Annotated in this window: 10 protein-coding genes; 6 read left to right on the plus strand and 4 right to left on the minus strand. The window is 44.7% G+C overall.

The genetic code is table 11. The annotated features are described in order from the left end of the window. The first annotated feature begins 60 nt into the window (after window positions 1-60). Window positions 61-7,206 (plus strand): cellulose binding domain-containing protein, encoded by a 7,146-nt coding sequence (locus AC1DUD_RS13860; RefSeq protein ID WP_477375269.1) that lies wholly within the window; start codon window positions 61-63, stop codon window positions 7,204-7,206. 131 nt (window positions 7,207-7,337) lie between these two features. Here AC1DUD_RS13860 and AC1DUD_RS13865 read toward each other — a convergent pair whose 3' ends face one another. Further along, on the minus strand, window positions 7,338-8,720 hold the full coding sequence (locus AC1DUD_RS13865) for a right-handed parallel beta-helix repeat-containing protein (protein ID WP_477375270.1): 1,383 nt from the start codon (window positions 8,718-8,720) through the stop codon (window positions 7,338-7,340). Between the two features lie 463 nt (window positions 8,721-9,183). Here AC1DUD_RS13865 and AC1DUD_RS13870 point away from each other — a divergent pair, with 463 nt between their 5' ends. After that, window positions 9,184-9,915 (plus strand): GntR family transcriptional regulator, encoded by a 732-nt coding sequence (locus AC1DUD_RS13870; protein WP_477375271.1) that lies wholly within the window; start codon window positions 9,184-9,186, stop codon window positions 9,913-9,915. A 459-nt stretch (window positions 9,916-10,374) separates the two neighbouring features. Here AC1DUD_RS13870 and AC1DUD_RS13875 read toward each other — a convergent pair whose 3' ends face one another. Then, the gene (locus AC1DUD_RS13875; RefSeq protein ID WP_477375272.1) at window positions 10,375-11,649 is read right to left on the minus strand and encodes a formylglycine-generating enzyme family protein; all 1,275 of its coding nucleotides are present in this window, start codon (window positions 11,647-11,649) and stop codon (window positions 10,375-10,377) included. 158 nt (window positions 11,650-11,807) lie between these two features. Between AC1DUD_RS13875 and AC1DUD_RS13880 the strand changes: the two genes are divergently transcribed. Further along, window positions 11,808-12,836 (plus strand): S66 peptidase family protein, encoded by a 1,029-nt coding sequence (locus AC1DUD_RS13880; RefSeq protein ID WP_477375273.1) that lies wholly within the window; start codon window positions 11,808-11,810, stop codon window positions 12,834-12,836. Window positions 12,837-12,839: 3 nt separating this feature from the next. Here AC1DUD_RS13880 and AC1DUD_RS13885 read toward each other — a convergent pair whose 3' ends face one another. Further along, window positions 12,840-14,003 carry a hypothetical protein gene (locus AC1DUD_RS13885; RefSeq protein WP_477375274.1) on the minus strand — a complete coding sequence of 388 codons (1,164 nt, stop codon included), beginning with the start codon at window positions 14,001-14,003 and terminating at the stop codon, window positions 12,840-12,842. A 228-nt stretch (window positions 14,004-14,231) separates the two neighbouring features. On the opposite strand from AC1DUD_RS13885, the gene AC1DUD_RS13890 reads away from it, so the two are divergent. The 3 genes from AC1DUD_RS13890 to AC1DUD_RS13900 all read left to right on the plus strand — a co-directional run bounded on the left by AC1DUD_RS13890 (window position 14,232) and on the right by AC1DUD_RS13900 (window position 16,232). Further along, window positions 14,232-15,008 carry an SDR family NAD(P)-dependent oxidoreductase gene (locus AC1DUD_RS13890; protein ID WP_477375275.1) on the plus strand — a complete coding sequence of 259 codons (777 nt, stop codon included), beginning with the start codon at window positions 14,232-14,234 and terminating at the stop codon, window positions 15,006-15,008. A gap of 265 nt (window positions 15,009-15,273) precedes the next feature. Next, window positions 15,274-16,080: a phytanoyl-CoA dioxygenase family protein gene (locus AC1DUD_RS13895; protein WP_477375276.1), complete on the plus strand. Its 807-nt coding sequence runs from the start codon at window positions 15,274-15,276 to the stop codon at window positions 16,078-16,080. Window positions 16,081-16,085: 5 nt separating this feature from the next. Next, window positions 16,086-16,232: a hypothetical protein gene (locus AC1DUD_RS13900; RefSeq protein ID WP_477375277.1), complete on the plus strand. Its 147-nt coding sequence runs from the start codon at window positions 16,086-16,088 to the stop codon at window positions 16,230-16,232. Window positions 16,233-16,268: 36 nt separating this feature from the next. Here AC1DUD_RS13900 and AC1DUD_RS13905 read toward each other — a convergent pair whose 3' ends face one another. Beyond that, entirely contained in the window at window positions 16,269-18,359 is a 2,091-nt protein-coding gene (locus AC1DUD_RS13905) for a CehA/McbA family metallohydrolase domain-containing protein (RefSeq protein WP_477375278.1), read from the minus strand. Window positions 18,360-18,363 lie beyond the last annotated feature (4 nt).

Genomic DNA, 18,363 nt, shown 5'->3' on the forward strand with positions numbered 1-18,363 from the left:
TAAGATTTCCAAAAAATACCGGGGTACGGCAGTTAACATGCACACCTAAACAATTAAACCATGAAAAAACTTTTTACGCTTTGTAATTACTTAACAGGTAAGCGCCGCCGGATAAGGTTGCTATTGCTTGCACTATTGGCATTTTTGGCGATGAACGTCAGCGCCCAAACGTTTGTTCATCCCGGAGTAGCCTTTAACCGGGCCGATCTGGATCAATTGAAAGCGAACATCAGTCGCGAACCCTGGCTATCCGGTTATAATGCATTAAAAAACGACTCGCATTCGCAACTGGGTTATGGGCAAAAGGGGCCCTTCGCAACAGTTACAAGGGCACCCAACCTAAACAACAGCGCCTGGATTGACGATATGCAGGCTATTCACAACCTGGCCTGGATGTGGTGGTTTACAGGCGATTCTACTTATGCCCGTAAAGCTACCAACATGCTTGATGCCTGGGCGGTAACCAATACAACCTGGGGCGGCGGAGAATCTATGCTGGATATAGGCGACTATGCACAATATTGGGGCGTAGGTGCTGAAATCCTTCGTTCTACTTTTCCCGGTTGGACCGCAGCTAATACACAGCACGTAAAAAATTATTTTGCCAATGTTTTATTTCCTACTTCCTGGGTACCTGGCCCCTTGCGCGACGCGAACAAAGGAGCTCTTCAGTTAAAAATAGCCCTTGCCGCATCGGTGTTCTGTGATGATGCCGCCCGGTTTAACCAGGCTGTGGAAGTGTACAGGATGGATGCCGGAGGAGGTATGCGCAACTCGCTGGGCAATGGTGAAGTAGGAGATTCAGGACGCGACGACCATTGGCGCGTGCAGGCAGCAGCACTGGCCTGGGGCGCGGAAGTTGCCTACAAGCAGGGAGTAGATATGTTTGCCGAGCTGGACAACCGGGTATTGGCTATCGGTGAGCTGTATCATAAATACGCCTTTGACGGAGCAAACATGACCTATATCCCGTTGGGAGGATATGCAAGTTATTGGACCAGCTGGGGGATTCAGCCTGGAGCAAGGTCCGGCGATATGACTAACCTTATTTATAGTGCTTATAATGTGCGTAAGGGGATACCTACCCCTAATACCGACAGGATGCGGGCTGCTTTGGGCGCTGCCGGTGGCAATTTCTTATATCTGAAATCATCGGATACATCTACCGCGGTTAAGTTACCCCAGGTATATTACCCTGCCGATCATGTGCAGCCGGTTAGCAACCTCACCAATATAGATATCGGTAACACCGGATTAGCGGGCAGCGCCTCCTACAATAACGGGGTTTGGACTCTTAACAGTGCCGGAACATCCACCAGTAATGCGTTCAGCTTCAATTTTAAGAAAGTTGGCGGCGATGCCGGCCTGGTAGTAAAAGTTGAGAATATGTCGCTGAATACTGGTGGTTGCGGCGTCATGATGCGCGAATCGCTGGCGCCTAGTTCAGCTTTTTATGATATTTTCCTCAAAGCGACAGGCGGTGCAGGAAACCACTGGCAACCCAAAGCCCCCTGGTGGCTAAAAATTGAGCGTGTAGGCACCCGCATATTTACGTACCATTCGCAGGATGGTATTAATTGGACCAATCTTGGTTGCTGGTATTCTGCAACAGGTTTCCCAACTAATTTGTACGCCGGATTTTATACCCTCTCCAGTAATAACTCAGCATTGAATATCGCCACCTTCAGTAATGTGGCCTATAGTCAATCCGCACCTGCCGGATCCCCGGAGATCAGCAGTGCTACCACAGCAACGGCTACCAGTGGTACACCGTTCAGTTATAGCATTATTGCCAGTGCTAATCCATCTTCCTATAGTGCCAGCGGCTTGCCGGCAGGGCTTAGCCTTGATGCGGCTACCGGTATTATCTCGGGCACACCTACCACCTTAGGACAAAGCGAAGTTGCCATAGCTGCTACTAATGCCAGCGGCACCGGTACGGCAACCCTGATGCTGAATGTGGTCAATAACCAGGCGCCGGCAGCGCCAGCTTCGGCTGCGGCAGCGGTTGTTAACGCTACACAAATTAATCTTACCTGGGTAGCTTCAGCCAACGCTACCAGCTATTCGGTAAAACGGTCGCTGTCATCCGCCGGACCGTTTACCACTATACAATCAGGTGTAACCAGGACATCCTATATTGATGCCAGCCCGGTACCCGAAGTGAACAATTATTATGTTGTTACCGCACTTGCCGGAACATTGGAAAGCGGAAATTCAAATGTTATTTTTTCATCTGTACCGCCTGCGGCCCCGGCACAACCCATTGTGGTTAATAAAAACAATGAGGTTGATCTGAGCTGGAACAGCGCTTCCGGAGCAGCTACTTATAATGTAAAACGCGCCACAATAAGCGGAGGCCCTTATACAACAGTTGCCAACCTTGCAGCTACCAGCTTTGCCGATCTTAACGTAAGTAATGGAAGCCCATATTATTATGTGGTTTCAGCCATGGGCCAAACCAAAGAAAGCTCCAATTCGGCCGAATCATTTGGTGTGCCCGGGTCAAGCACTTCAACCTGGAGCCCGCAACCCGAGTCTGACTCGCTTACCCTGGCCAGAAACTGGCAGGAAAACGCGGTACCAGTTAATCCCGCGATCATTACTTTTCAGGCCACTGCCGACAGTACCCTGACCAACGATATTCAGAACCTCGTCGCTTCCAGGATTCAGTTCAATGCAGGCGCCAATAATTATTCGATAGGTGGAGCCGCGATTCATTTGCGAAATGACCTCGTTAATAACAGCACGGCATATCAAACCCTAAGCATGCCAATTACGCTGGATACATTGCTTAATGTAAATACCCCCGGCGTGAATGGAACTGTAGCACTGACAGGCCAGATTACGGGCACCGGGAGCCTGCTTAAAAATGGTATTGGGTTTGCTTACGTGGGTGGCAGCAACACCTACTCGGGCGGTACTACACTCAACGGAAACGGGCAAAGCTGGCCTCCGGTTTATGGAATGGAAATATCAGGACCGAGTACAGGAACGCCTTCTGCGCCAACATCAGGTCCACTCGGAACCGGAAAAATAACCATGAACGGCGGGGCGCTTTTTTCGGTTAACGCTGATGCTACTTTATACAACGATATTGAAATCACGGCCGGAAAAACCAGTTATTTCTACCAAACCAGCTATGCTTTAAACCTTTATGGCCGACTTACCGGAAGCGGAACAATTATTCAGGATGGTAACGTATACGCCGGGCTGCATTTGTTTGCCGATAACAGCAGCTTTACAGGGTACTTTGTTTCCAAGCTGCGCAGCGGCAACTCACGTACCCGTTTTGAAGTGCCGCAATCAGGCAGTGCAAATGCATCATGGAACCTTGACGCCAACGGTAATGATTGCCAGGGGATCATGTTCCCCACCGGCACCATTAGTTTTGGCTCGTTAACCGGCAGGGGCGCTATTCGTACAGATGGCGGCGGCAGCCCAATCATCAGCATCGGCGCATTAAATATTAGCACCAGCTACGGTGGCACCATGACCGGTACCATGAACGTAGAAAAAGTTGGCACAGCAGTTCTGACCTTTACGGGTAACCAGGCTTATTCAGGAACAACAACGATAAAAAACGGAACTTATTTGCTCAATAATGATCCTAACAGCGGCACATTCACAAGTCCGGTAATCGCTTCGGCCGGCACCTTTGGCGGTACTGGGCAAAGCTCGTCAACAGTTACCATCGGTACAGGTTCAGGTACCGGCGCCATACTTGCACCAGGCAACCAGGCTGTCGGCACCCTAAAAGTGGGCTCCCTTACCATGAATGCCGACGCTACTTATAAAGTGGAGTTAAGCACAAGCTTGGCTACCAGCGATAAGGCAAGCGCGGGTATTGTTAACTTAGCGAACCAGCCTAAATTACAGATCGCGGCTATCGACTCAACAAGCCTGGCCCAGGGAGTATCATTTACTATTATCGACAATACAGGAAGCGCCGCGATAGCCGGTACTTTTAAAGGATTGCCAGAGCTTGCTCCGTTAACAGTTGGTAATTTCACACTCCGCATCAGCTATAAAGGCGGCACCGGTAATGATGTTGTGCTCCTGGATGACCGACCATTACCGGTAATTATCACCAGCGCGCCAACGGATACTATACTGATAGGCCGGCCTATGACGTATACCATAACCGGGATTAAATCGCCCAATCATTTTTCGGCGAGCGGATTACCTGCCGGATTACAAATTGATTCTTTATCGGGCAAAATCTCGGGCACACCAACCGAAGCAGGTACTTTTAACGTTAGCCTGACAGCAGGCAATGGCAGCACAACAGGAACTTCGACACTTGTGCTTGCGGTACTTGGCAGCGCTGTAAACTCATTGATGGTTGCCGCGGGCGATGCAAAAAATATACTTGAATGGCAATCACTTCCCGGATATAGTTACAATGTTAAACGTTCAACAACTTCCGGAGGGCCCTACACCGCCCTTGGCCCGGTAAACAACCTTAGCTTCACCGACAGCAACGTAAGCAATGGCGCTACCTATTTTTATGCAATAGCCCCTATAGATAGCACCGGCGAAGGTGCAAAAAGCTTAGAAGCAGTTGCCAAACCCAACATCGGCCAGCGTGGGTTTTATCAATTTGATGAAGCCAGTGGAACAAAAGGCAGGGATGCCTGGGGCGCCAATCATGCTGTGCTCGCGGCAACGGCAAACCGCGCCACAGGTAAATATGGCAAATCCCTGCTGCTTGACGGCTCGGCAAACGCTTACGCGACGCTGCCTGCCGGTATTTTTAGCACACTTAACGATTTTACCATATCTGCCTGGGTACGAATCGACGCTATCAGTACCTGGATGCGTGTTTTTGACTTCGGCTCAAGCACTACCCAATACATGTTTCTTAGCGTGCAGGCGGGTGTAGTAAACGGCCAATCGACCATTCGTTATGCCACCAAGAACGGCTCAGCTGCAGAACAGAATATCAATTATAACTACACATTCCCCCTAAATACATGGACCTACCTGGCTGTAACCCGCGCCGGCAATACTACTACGCTTTATGTAAATGGCTCGGCGGCGGCATCGTCAACAAATATTACCATAAAACCGTCGGCACTTGGCAATACAACACAAAACTACCTGGGCAAATCGCAGTTTAACGATCCGATGTTCAAAGGCTCTATCGATAATTTTAAGATCTATGGCAGGGCATTAAGCAGCACAGAAATAGCTGCCGATGTATTAGGCGACCAAACAATAACCTTCGCATCCGTCCCTGATAAAACCTTTGGCGATACGGATTTTGTACCTGCTGCAACGGTTTCATCAGGTTTGGCGGTTTCTTACGCCAGTACAGATACTATTGTTGCCAGCGTGATCAGTGGTGCAATTCATATTAAGGCAGCAGGAAGCACCACTATTACGGCATCGCAGTCCGGGAACAGCAGCTTCAAAGCAGCTACCCCGATCAATCAAAGCCTTACCGTCAGTAAAAAAACACAAATCATCACGTTTAATCCAATACCTGCAAAAACACTTGCCGACAGTGATTTCGTAGCCGGAGCAACAACCAGTTCGGGTCTGGCAGTAAACTATAGCAGCTCCGACAGAACGGTAGTTCAAATAACCAGTGGAAAACTGCATATTACCGGTTCAGGTACTGCTATAATCACGGCTTCGCAGAATGGAAATGCTTATTATCTTCCGGCTTTAGCGGTTACACAAACGCTTACCGTTAACAAACTAAGCCAAAGCATTAGCTTTACCGCGTTGCCGTTAAGCAGACCAGGGGATGCAGATGTTAGCCTGAGCGCATCATCTACCTCCGGTCTTCCTGTTGTTTACACCAGTTCAAACTTAAATGTAGCTACAGTAGTTAATAATAAATTACATATCATAGGTTCGGGCAGCAGTGCTATCACAGCACAACAGGGTGGTAATACCCGTTTTGACACAACAGCTTCAAGCAAAACCTTCACTGTATTACCATATAATGTTCAGGTACAATCATCTGACGGAGATAACAACCAGCCCTCAAACAATGTCATCAAACCATACCTGAAAATTCTTAACCAGGATTCTGTCGCCATTAATTTCAACGAGCTTACCATGAGGTATTGGTTTACAGCCGAAAATTATACAGGAATTAATTCATGGATTGATTACGCCCAAATGGGGAACAGTAACGTTACAATGAAATATGTTCAGTTACCCTCACCGTATACCGGAGCCCTGGGTTATATAGAATATGGGTTCACGACAAACAGTCAACTCAATCCGGGCACCAATTCCGGGGTAATTCAGTCAAGGTTTGCCAACCAGGATTGGTCAAACTTTTCGGAGACTGATGATTATTCATACCTGCCTTATACCGGGAACTATGCGGCTAACAATCATATCACTCTTTACCGGAACGGGCAATTGATTTATGGTACGGAGCCAACCGCAATTCCCGCCACCACGGCCTTTACTGTATCTTACCAAAATCAAAACCAGGGTACTTCGGGTAATGCCATCAGTACCTACCTGGCGCTTAACAATACCGGGAACATGCCTGTTAATTACAGCGATCTCTCTGTTCGCTATTGGTTTAGCCGCGAAGGCACAGCCGGACTGAACTTTTCTGTCGGTTACGCCAAACTGGGCAACAGTAAAATTAGCAGCCGGTTTGTTAGTTTAACCCCCGCTTTAAACGGCGCAGATACCTATCTCGAATTAACCATCGATCCATCGGCCGGCACGCTTTACCCCTTAAGTAATACGGGTAACATTCAATACCAGGTCAATAAAACAGACTGGTCTGCCTTTAACGAAGCAAATGATTATTCATTCGCTCCCAAAGGCGCTATGGCGCTCAACAACCATATCACTGTTTATTATAAAGATCAATTGGTTTACGGCACCGAGCCCTCATTGCTCAGCAGCAATTCGCTGGCTTCAAACCTTGGTCAAAAAACAGGCATTGTACAGGATAATAATGCACCCATCGGCACAGTGCAGAATAATGTTATCTATCCAAATCCGGTAGCTTCACGCAGCTTCAACATTAAGCTAACGCCCGATCTGGATCAGAAAGAGATTAACCTGGTTATCAGGGATAATTTTGGTAAGGTTATGCAAAGCGGCAGGTACCGGGGCTTTGGCGGTAACCTGGGGGTTCAATTAACCCGATCATATATGACAGGGGTTTATTTTGTTCAAATCAATAACCTGGCACCATTGCGTATGATAGTGAGCCCCTGATTTATATAAAGCTAAAAGCCGAATGCACAAAACTTAAAGCTAAGGTTTTATAAAACTTAAACGTAAAAAGGGACAGCAGTTTTGCCGTCCCTTTTGCTTGTTAAACTTATCTTACCCGAAGGCAAAGCAAATTAATACTCAGTAGCCCCGATATCAAAAGCAGTACCCGAAGGGCGCGCAGCTCTGTAAAAATCTAAGTTTATCCCGTAAGATAAAACGTTGGCCCCTTTATTAATAAGCGGCGATGTTGATTGCAAATGAAAATTATCGGCTCCATAATTTACAAACTTACAGGTGTTTACATCTGTACTTACATAATTATTTGAAGCTGTTAATTTAACACCGGTGCTTTTTCTTATTATTGACTGTACTGATGCTGCTTGTATTAATACGTTATTAATAACGGTATTCATTGGGATAGTTTCTGAATTTAACTTTATTCCCCCTAACACAGAGCCAATAATGGTATTATTGATGAACTGAAAATTCTTTCCTGGCGTATACCTCGAATCAGCAAATATGCCGTAGGATTTTGAGTTGATAATGCAATTATTGAACACTATATTGTCACCAAATCCTAAAACGATAATACCATCCCCAGGGGCATTTTTTACCAGGTTATTATAACATTTACCGCCAGTGCCCTCACCTATTTGTATGCCATTGTCCTGGTATGCAGAAAAGGGGCTTCTTCCCGGATTTTTAACTGTATTACTATAAACTTCACAGCCAGAAGTAGCACTGCCAACCTGGATCCCTTCAGAACCGGTTGAATCAATCAGGTTCCAATAAATCTTGGTGTTAACTACATCATGAGGCAAAACGGTACCACACGATGTTGAAACTCCGTCTTCGTAAAATGAATTTCCTATATAAAGCCCTTCTCCGCCTGTTTTGTGAACATAATTATCGTGAATCGATACGTTTTTCATGACAAACCTGCCCCGTTGAGTCGCAGGATCACATGTTGGGTCTGTTTTAGCCATGATACCGGCAAAACCGCTGTTGTGCACTTCAACACCTGCAATTTCAAAATCAGTGCTCAGATCATCCATGGTCATGCCGATGTTACCTCCGTTTACATCAAACCCGAATTTAATGGTTGACACACCATTGCCAAGCACCTTGAAATACTGGCAATTCTGGGTTTTAAATGCGTATGAAGCTGTGGTTGCTGTTGTAAATGACACCCTGCCACCCTGATTTACAATTAAGATAGGAGCGGCAGCCGTTCCTTTAAAGTTTTTAAGCAATAATGCTCCTCTTTTACCCGCGGGGATATATATTTTAGCTCCTGCGGGGATCTTTGTACCGTCAATCATCCATTCGGTAGGTTTAACGGTGTATGTATAGGTAGAAACTGCTGCAGTTGCTAAACTTTGTTCCGAATTAACCTGCTCCGGAATTGAAGTTGCCGGTTTTTCAATTTTATTTACACTTTTTGAACACCTTGCGAAACATGATATAACCAGCACCCCGGCAATCATGCGTATTAAGTAATTGTTATTTCCCATTTATGAATCTAAAAGAACCCTGATTATATTGAATTTAAATAGTTTTGATAGCCCACTTATTCTTACTGCACAGAACCGGTTGTTTTACGTTACTTCTTTAAATATTGTTACTGCACAACTAAGCTACTGGCAGATAGTATCTTATACAGAAGAACTATAAAAATAGATTGTTTTTATTGTCGGAAAGAAAGGTTCCGGCAATACAGTAATCTTGAAACCATGTTAAAACAACAAAAAAATATTTGTATGAACATTTAGTTCTACGAATCGCAAAAAGTAAATGACAAGCACATTAACTACCAATAAACCTGCTAATAAAAACAATTAAACATAGTTTCAGTCAATACTGTATATAATGTATTAAAATTATATTTCGCGCACTAAAAAACACCGGTTCAATTCATGTAAGTACATAAGTAAGCTTTTTACTATCTTTACTGTCATTAAGGTTCGTAAAACCAATATGAAATTATCCATTGATCATAAAAGCCATATTCCGCTTCATATACAGGCAGAGCAACTGCTTCGCGAACTGATTAAAGACCCTGCATATCAGGCAGGTAAATTATTGCCTAATGAAGTTGAGCTGGCCAAAAAGTTGGCAATATCGCGCACAACATTACGCCAGGCTATCAATAAACTGGTTTATGAAGAGCTGCTGATTCGCAAGAAAGGTTTCGGTACCAAAGTTGCCCATTCAAAAATCAGTTCAAAATCAATGAACTGGCTTAGCTTTTCACAGGAAATGAAAGCAAGGGGTATTAGTGTAAAAAATTATGAGCTGCACGTAAGCTGGGTATTCCCCGATGAAAGTACGGCCAGCTTTTTCGATATCGGCACAGAAAAAAAAATTGTAAAAATGGAACGGCTGCGCGGCAGCAGCGACAATCCTTTTGTCTATTTCATCTCCTATTTTCACCCCCGGGTAGGACTTACCGGCGAAGAAGACTTTAAACGCCCGCTTTACGAAATGCTTGAAGATGAATATTCTACTATAGCAAATCTATCAAAAGAAGAGATCAGTGCGCTTGAAGCTAATAAGTTCATAGCCGATAAGCTTGAAATTGAAACCGGCAGCCCCGTATTATTCAGGAAAAGATTTGTTTATGACCAGGGAGAGCGCCCCATGGAATATAACCTTGGATACTACAAAGCCGAAAGCTTTGTTTACACCGTTGAAAGCCGCAGAACCTGATCCATAAGTAAATTGACCGATAAAACTCCGACGCAAACAAGGCTATTTAAGATGACCGTCATTGCGAGGTACGAAGCAATCGCGAACTATACAGAGCGGCTCTACTGATCGGGGCAAAAGCATACCATACTTTGAAAACATTGCAATTCGTTGCCAATTATCTATAAAATAATTATCATTTATAAAAAAATACCAATAAAAGTAAAATTTCCATACTAAGATGACAATAAATGTAAGGATTACACGTATATTTGTAACATCATGTGAATAGCTGACAGGCAGCGAGACTGGTTCGAGTCCAGGTTTACATCTCTTCTCATAATTTAGGTTTATAATTGGTTAGAACGCATTCCTGCCCATCAGGAGTGCTTCTTTTTTTTAAAGCCTTTTTTTGGCCAAACGCTTTTAAGCTTGCCACCATTGTTCTTGATTACCCCTTATAATAATATCAGGAAAATATTAAAGTAGCTTTCGGGTAACTTGTGCCGGATTATTGCCATGCTTAACATCCTGCACACATCTAAACCCAACATGGTTTGTTGCCGAACGATATTCGCCTTTGCCTCTTGAGCCTACCATATACCGCGTACAGTATTGATCGGTACACAAAAACGAGCCGCCTCTTTGCACTTTCTTTTTCTGCCCGGGCTCCTGCGGGTCTAAAGAAGCAGACGGGCCTTTCGGATTGCGCGCAACAGTATTAGGATCGAAACTATTGTAATAATCATTGCGGTACCAATCGGCACACCACTCCCAGGCATTACCGGCCATATCATACAAACCGTAAGCATTCGCCGGATATTCTTTTACAGGGCCAAGGCCGGTTTCTCCGTCTTCAGCATTATCATGATCAGGAAAAGATCCCTGGAATGTGTTGGCCATCCAGCGCCCATCCTGTTTTAACTGGTTTCCCCAGGGATATAGGTCGCCTGCTTTACCCCCTCTTGCAGCAAATTCCCATTCGGCCTCTGTTGGCAGGCGTTTACCCGCCCATTGGGCATAGGCGGCAGCATCCTCCCAACACACTTGTACAACCGGGTAATTCTCTTTTCCCGTTAAATCCGAGCCCGGGCCAAGCGGATGTTTCCAGTCGGCTCCTTTTTGGTATGACCACCATTGTGAAAGGTCATTTAGCTGCACTTTATGATCCGGCGGAGTAAAAACAACCGATCCGGCAACCAGTTCTTCGGGTCGTGCACCCGGAAACTCTGTTGCTGTAGGTTTCTGTTCGGCCACTGTAACATAACCTGTAGCTTTTACAAAGTTGGCAAACTGGGCATTGGTAACCTCTGTTTTGTCCATGTAAAAACCATCAACAAATACCCGGTGAACAGGCCGGGCATCATCCATGGCTTCCATGCCGCCATCAGTCATACCTGTTGGATTGATCCCGCCCATGCTGAATGTCCCCCCAGGAATCCAGGCCATATCTGCATTGGGGGTACCTGTTGCTACATTAATTACTGTTGGTTGAAATGCCTCGCCTCCCTGGTGCATGTATAAAATGCTATCCTGTTTAATCATCCCATTTTTGGTACATGAAATAGCGGCTTTTATTTTAAAACCGGCTGCTGAGGCGTTTGCTACAGGCCGGGACGTTGTATTATCAGCTTCATTATAATCTTTGTTTTCATGATCAGAAGTATAACAGCCCTCAAAAACGAAGGATAATAGCAACAAGACAGATGCTGCAAGTAATGTGGTTTTGATAAATGGTATAAGCCTAATTTTCATCAAATTCAAACTTAGTGATCTTTATGCAAAGACAAGCCCGGGTTGTGTAAAGATTACAGGAGAATCTCCTTTATTATCTAACGTTAAACAACCTATTAATTACCTTGTTTTTCATACTTTTATCAACCGCGTTGCATTAAAATGCTACAGGTATAAAAATGAACCGAAAACGCTTCATCTCCTCCTTAGTAACTGCCGGGGCCGCATTATCAACATCAGGGGCATGGGCAACCGCGGCTGAAAACACTTACGTTAATACACGTCATAAAATTCCTCCTTATTTAAAAGCGGGTGACACCATAGGCATTATCAGTCCATCGGGGTATATCAGTTTAGCCGATATTATCCCATCTGTACAGCTCATACAAAGCTGGGGTTTTAAGGTAGAGATTGGCGACAACACCGGCAAAAAAGATTTTATATATGGAGGAACGGATGAAGAACGGGCGGCAGACTTACAGCAAATGCTGGATAACCCGGAGATCAAAGCCATTATGTGTGCGAGGGGCGGCTATGGATTAGTAAGGATCATTGACCAGCTCAATTTCAAGCAGTTTAAGAAGAACCTTAAATGGATCATTGGCTTCAGCGATATTACTGCTTTGCATTGCCATATCAACCGCAATTTTGGTATAGCAACCATCCATTCAAAAATGTGTAATAGTTTCCCTGATGATTGGGCGAAAGCCGATGCTATGCAAATAGCGACCATTCAATCCATCAGGCAGGCCCTTACGGGTGAAAGCCTCAGTTATTCGTCGCCTGCTGTTGCGCAAAACCGCCCGGGCAAAGCCGAAGCCCCCTTGGTTGGCGGAAACCTGAGTTTGATTGCGACACTTTCGGGCACTCCGTCTGATCTGGATACTAATGGAAAGATCTTATTTGTTGAAGATACCCACGAGTATCTTTACAATATCGACCGCATGTTCTGGAACCTGAAACAAAGCGGTAAACTTTCCCGGTTAGCGGGATTAATTATCGGCGGCTTCCAATTAAAACCCGATATTGAAGGCGAAGAATTTGGCCGGACCATTTATGATATCGTTACCGAAAAAGTAATTGAATATACCTATCCCGTTTGCTTCAATTTTCCGGTGGGGCATCAAAAAAACAATTTCGCACTTAAATGTGGCATACCACACACACTTGAGGTTGCGGCAACTGGAAGCACCCTTAAGTCACTTTGATCATTATTTCAGATTTTCATCAAAATCAACAAACACATCGGCCTTGTCATTATCATAAATACCGCCAGCTATAATGCTTTGCCCTGTTATTCCCGGATTGTTACCATGCCCCAACGGCCATGAGCCTTTTGAATTGGTAACTCCAAAACCGGCGCACGAGGCTGCCTGCAATGCAAAATCGGTACAGTTATTTTTAGATAGATGATACTCTAATCCATCATACAGGCGGGTTAGCTTCAGGATCCGCTTAAACCGGCGTTCGGTTATAAACTTACCCATTACCTCGTCCCACCGGTGCGCGGCGTCATTTTTGAATATGCCGGAAGTTTCAGGTTCCCATGGAGTAGCCGAAAATATATTGTCTTTTTTAGGATAAAATCCGAAGGAAACGGAAACCGAAGTCGAATCGGTATTATACTTGATGAGCGTGATAAAAGTATGACCGGTATTAGCCCTCACAAACACAGTCGGCTTACCGGGTTTTGGTTGCTTTACATGAAACAGCAAGGCATAAGCGGCAGCTTTTTTTCCATCGTTAAAAGTATTCAGGATCCGGTCATACGTGATAGATTTGCTCTTCTTTTCCTTTTTATCCTTCAACTGAACCGGCGTGTTTACAAATACCGAATCGTCATTAGCGTTGATAGCCAACAGACCGCTGTTTAAATGCAACAACCTCCCTGTAGTATCTGAAGTCAGGGAATCCGGAACAGCGGGAACAGGATTATTGCTGCCCTTTTTAAAAGCCATTGCCTTAAAAAAACACTTCATGGCCAGGGGGTACAAATGCAGCTTGGCAAACACATTAGCAAGCTTGTAGTATGATTTAACCTTTGCCTGGTTGTAATTAGCTTCATTGGTGTTGCTTGCTGAAAGCTCTTTTAGATATCCCAATAGCTTTTTGCGGCCCGCGTGGGTATCCAACTCACTTTCCAGATCACTTTCAAAGCCTGCATCTGTTTTATCAACAACGGGTTTGTTTGATGTCCCCACAGTCAATTTGGCCGAATAATTATCATCAAATACGCTATGAGCAGAAGTATCGGGCAACAGCATAGGCTTATACCTTACCGCAGCCGATAGCTGGGCTGATGAGGGATGCGCGACCGATATAAAAATTATGATTACAAAAGCGCTGAATAAATGCTTTATATAATGAGTAGTCATGATCAATTTTTAAGCTTGTGATAATTTGTTGTTCGATATAATAACAAAGGGGGAGCGGCTAATGTTTACCGGCAACAACAACAATAACCTGGCTGGTTATAGCTAAAAAAACTAAAACATGGCGGTGCGCTGTTCATATCTACACAAACGTAATAACATTTTAAATAGTCTACAAGTTTAGTAGATTATTTTTATTTAAACTTGCATGCCGATATATTTTATACAACGATGGATCAATACGCTTTAATTACGGGGGCCGGCAAGGGCATTGGACGGTCAATGGCTATATTGCTGGCTCAAAAAGGATATAACCTATTGTTGATTTCCCGGTCGGAAAGTGACCTCATTGCAGTATCCGGTCAAATAAAAACCGATTATCACGTTAAGACTGATTACCTGGCGATTGATCTTTCAAAAACAGGCGCTGCCCTCCAGGTATTTAACTGGGTTAAAAGCTTAAATGTTCCGGTATCCATATTGATAAATAATGCCGGGCATGGCCTGTGGGGTAATTTTGATGAGCTGGACTTAACTGCGCAAACCGGCATGATGCAGGTTAATATGAATGCGGTTGCCGAACTCTCCTATCATTTTATTCCGCTTTTAAAATTGCAGCGGCAGGCTTTCATCCTCAATGTATCCAGCACTGCGGCTTATCAGGCTGTACCAACGCTGGCGGTATATGCGGCTACCAAAACATTTGTTTTATCATTTAGCCGGGCATTAAAATACGAGCTTAAGGATTCGTGTATATCAGTAAGTTGTTTATGCCCCGGCCCTACCGATACAGGTTTTGCCCACCGTGCGGGAATGGACGCTTTAGCCGAACTGGCCGCAAAATTTAATATGAAAGCCGACGAAGTTGCTGCCATAGGCATAAAAGGAATGTTTAATAAAAAGGCCGAAATAGTACCCGGATTTTTAAACAAGCTCTCGGCAGTAGCTGCAACCCATAGCCCTAAAAGCCTGATTGAAAGGGTAACTGCGGGACTTTACAAGCACTAAAAAATATTTTCATAAATATTTGGAGTGATTAACAATTTGTTTACATTTGCAATAGTCTACAAAAAAGATAGATTTAATATACATTGAACAATACGCACCACATACTATTTGCATGCCCAATGCGAATGCCCTTGATGAAAAGGGTCATGTGCAGCTGTTGTTGTTAATTTTCCCTTAAAGGACCAGCTCCTTTCCTACATACCGCATAGGCGGTGCCCAGTGTTTACAGTTCATTTTTCCAGGTACATAAATATCTTTCCACCACATGTCAACGTCATATCAAAAATTCACTTTAGGCTCAACTATTACGCCCGAACAACAAGCTTTTTTTAACCAGCACGGCTTTATCCACTTTAAAAATTTCATTAAGCCCGAAACGGTTACCGACATCATAAACGCATCAAAACAGGTTGAAAATACCTGGATCAGCACTAAAACCGAAAAGGTGAACGGAGTGCCCATCAAATACGGTAAAGACATTGACGGCTCGCCTATTGTACAGCGTTTTGCTTTTATTAACCAGCACCATAGCCTGTTAGATGAATTTACTAAAGACCCTCGTTTCCAGGTATTGCTTAACCTGATAGGTGAAGGCTCACGCTTAGGCACCGATGAAAAGGACGGCATGGTTTTTAACCACTATGTAAACGGTCCCGAAAGCAGCTTTACTAAAATGGGTTGGCATACCGATGGCCTGCGCGATATTTTTCACGGACAGAAATTGAACCCGATGCTTAATGTTGGCATCCACCTGAGCACGCTAAAACCAGAGAATGGCGGTTTGCGGATCCTGCCCGGCACACATAAGCAAAACCTTTACCAGATGCTTTTCCGTAAAAAGTATTTCCTTGATCATGATACCGACGAAAATGAGGTAGCTATTATCCCCACCGCCGGCGATCTGACCATACATGATGGCCGCTTGTGGCACCGCGTAGCGCAGTCAACCGTTATAGGTGAAGCGAGCCGCCGCAGGGTAATATACATCCCTATCATCGCCGGTAAATACGAGCCGAAGCACGCCGACAGCCCTACCGCCTTTTATCAACGTTTTGCAGGTATTGTTAAATAAAATTTATGTTAATTGCCTTATTCATCAGCTATCTCATCCGCACCGGGAAAATCACAGCCCTAAAAAATTTCTTTACCGAAAGGGCACTGGTTAAAGTCCCCGTAAAATACACGCCGAAATATTTAAGAAGAACTACAGCGGTTCAGGTGTAAACTGTACCTGAACCGCATATATATAATTTTACCAACCTACTTAACCCAAACTGTCTGCGTAAAAGCACCATCAACAGCGGCATCCCAAACTTCCAGGCGCACCCACTTGAGGCCTTTCATGTTCAATACCTTATTAAATGTTTTTGTGCCGAAAGCCTGGGTTGAGGTAAGATCAATCCGCTCGCGGTAAACCTGTTTTCCATCCCCCGAAATGATCTCAGCAAAATTGAGCGGGAACGTCCAGTTGGTTTTAAAACTGACAGTGCATTTGCCATCGGCAGGCAAAGTGCTCGTTTCGCCGGATGAATGGCCGTTTACTGTGAAGTCTTCGATTAATACTTCACCAGTAGTTGAAAAGAATTTGCCCTGCTCCAGCACATCAAGCACCGGCTGCCAGCCGCTTTTATATTCCGGCTGTTTGGCAAGCTTCAGGTAATTTACATTAAGATGTGCATACATTTCGTTTTCAGGTTCGATGCTGAACAGATCGGCCTCGGAGAGCACTTTCTTTTTCAGGCCCCAGTTGTTCATATCGTCCATCAGGTCGAACACCCGGTTACCCAAACGAGGCTCTGAAAGATCAGCGGGCAAAGCCTTCCATGCGGCCCCCAAGAACCTGTCGGATAAATAGAAATCCTCTTTTTTATAAGCATCCGGGAAACCGGTGGAGCCTTTAGTGCGGGCGTGCGCTGTCCAAGCCAAACCGTTTTCGGCTTTCAGCAGGTTCAGCATATCTGTTTTATCCCCAATATGATAAACTTTACCATGCTCGGCATCGGTACTTTCAAAAGGCGTACCCGACTTGCGTGACATGATCCAGTAAACCGGCTTTGGAAAAAATGCAAGCCAATGACCACCGAAAAATTCGTTAGGCTCTTCGCCCGGCAGCAGTAAAAAGTTTCTATCAGATAGGCGGCTACATTGGTCAAACAATGCTTTCAGTTCTTTAAGCCGCTGCTCATCCGGTCCTTTGGGGTGCGCAGTATAGTGGAACTCTGCTAAATGAACAATATTAATCCCCTGTCTTTTCAGCACTTTTACAAACGATGGACTATCGGGCACAGCCTTACCGGCCAGCACCACGCTCATGATAAACTCGTTATGAAAATGGCTGGCCATAGTTTTATAACCCGGCAAGGGTTTATAACTGTCATCGTGGGTGAACTTCTTTACGTTGTCCAAAAGAGCCCCTGCCCCATTGGTACCCAGCAGACAGAAAAAGTTAAGCCGCTGTTTAGTACCTGGAGGAGCGTTAAACCAGGGCACATAACGTTTGTCACCTTGTAGTTCCTGCCTGATACCAAGGCCGTAACCCGGAAGCAGATTGCGGTAATTATTGCCGTACCACACAAATTTCAAATTAAAAGCTTCATCCAAAGGATAAAAATATTGGTGAGGTGCAGGAAACACAGCAATACCAGCTTTATCATTTGCGCCAATAATGGTACGATATTTTACGGCAAGGTTTTTAGCCGTATCAGGCTTGCTGATATCATCTGTTTGCAGGTGTTCATAAACATCACTATAACTTACAGCTTTAACCGGTTGAGATTTCGCCACTAAGCCTGCATCATACAATATAGCAGTTGAATCGATGGGAGTTGATATCACTGCAGCCACATTAAACAAGGGTTGACCATTGTAAAGCGTAATCTCCAGATCACCTTTAAAATTGGGAGCTTCTAATCCCGGTATGGTAACAATAGTGCGTGAGCCTTTGCTATTTACACTGATAGTCTTCTTATGAAAATCTACCTTATAAGAATGGTGGGGCTTAAGCGGTACTTTATCAAAAAAGATGTTCCAACCGTTTTGAGAAATGAGGTCGCGTTTGCCTTCTGTAAGGATAAATTGCGGATCGACGTTTTTAATTACCTGCTGATAAATCCCTCTCTTACTTAACTGCACACTGCTGAAAAGTGGCTCATCATTTTTTAAATCCAAAACAAGCCGGCCATTGCTGTTAGTACCGGCGGGCCAGGTTACCGTGATGGTTGAAGCGTTTGCCTTTACACTTACCCCGATTGCGGGTTTAAAGCTTTTATTAACCGATTCCTGCGCCTCAACATTTAAAAATGCCAGCGATAGGAATCCACAAAGTACAAGATGTTTTAATTGACGAACCATGTTG

It is taken from the genome of Mucilaginibacter sp. P4_A11 (assembly GCF_056402535.1).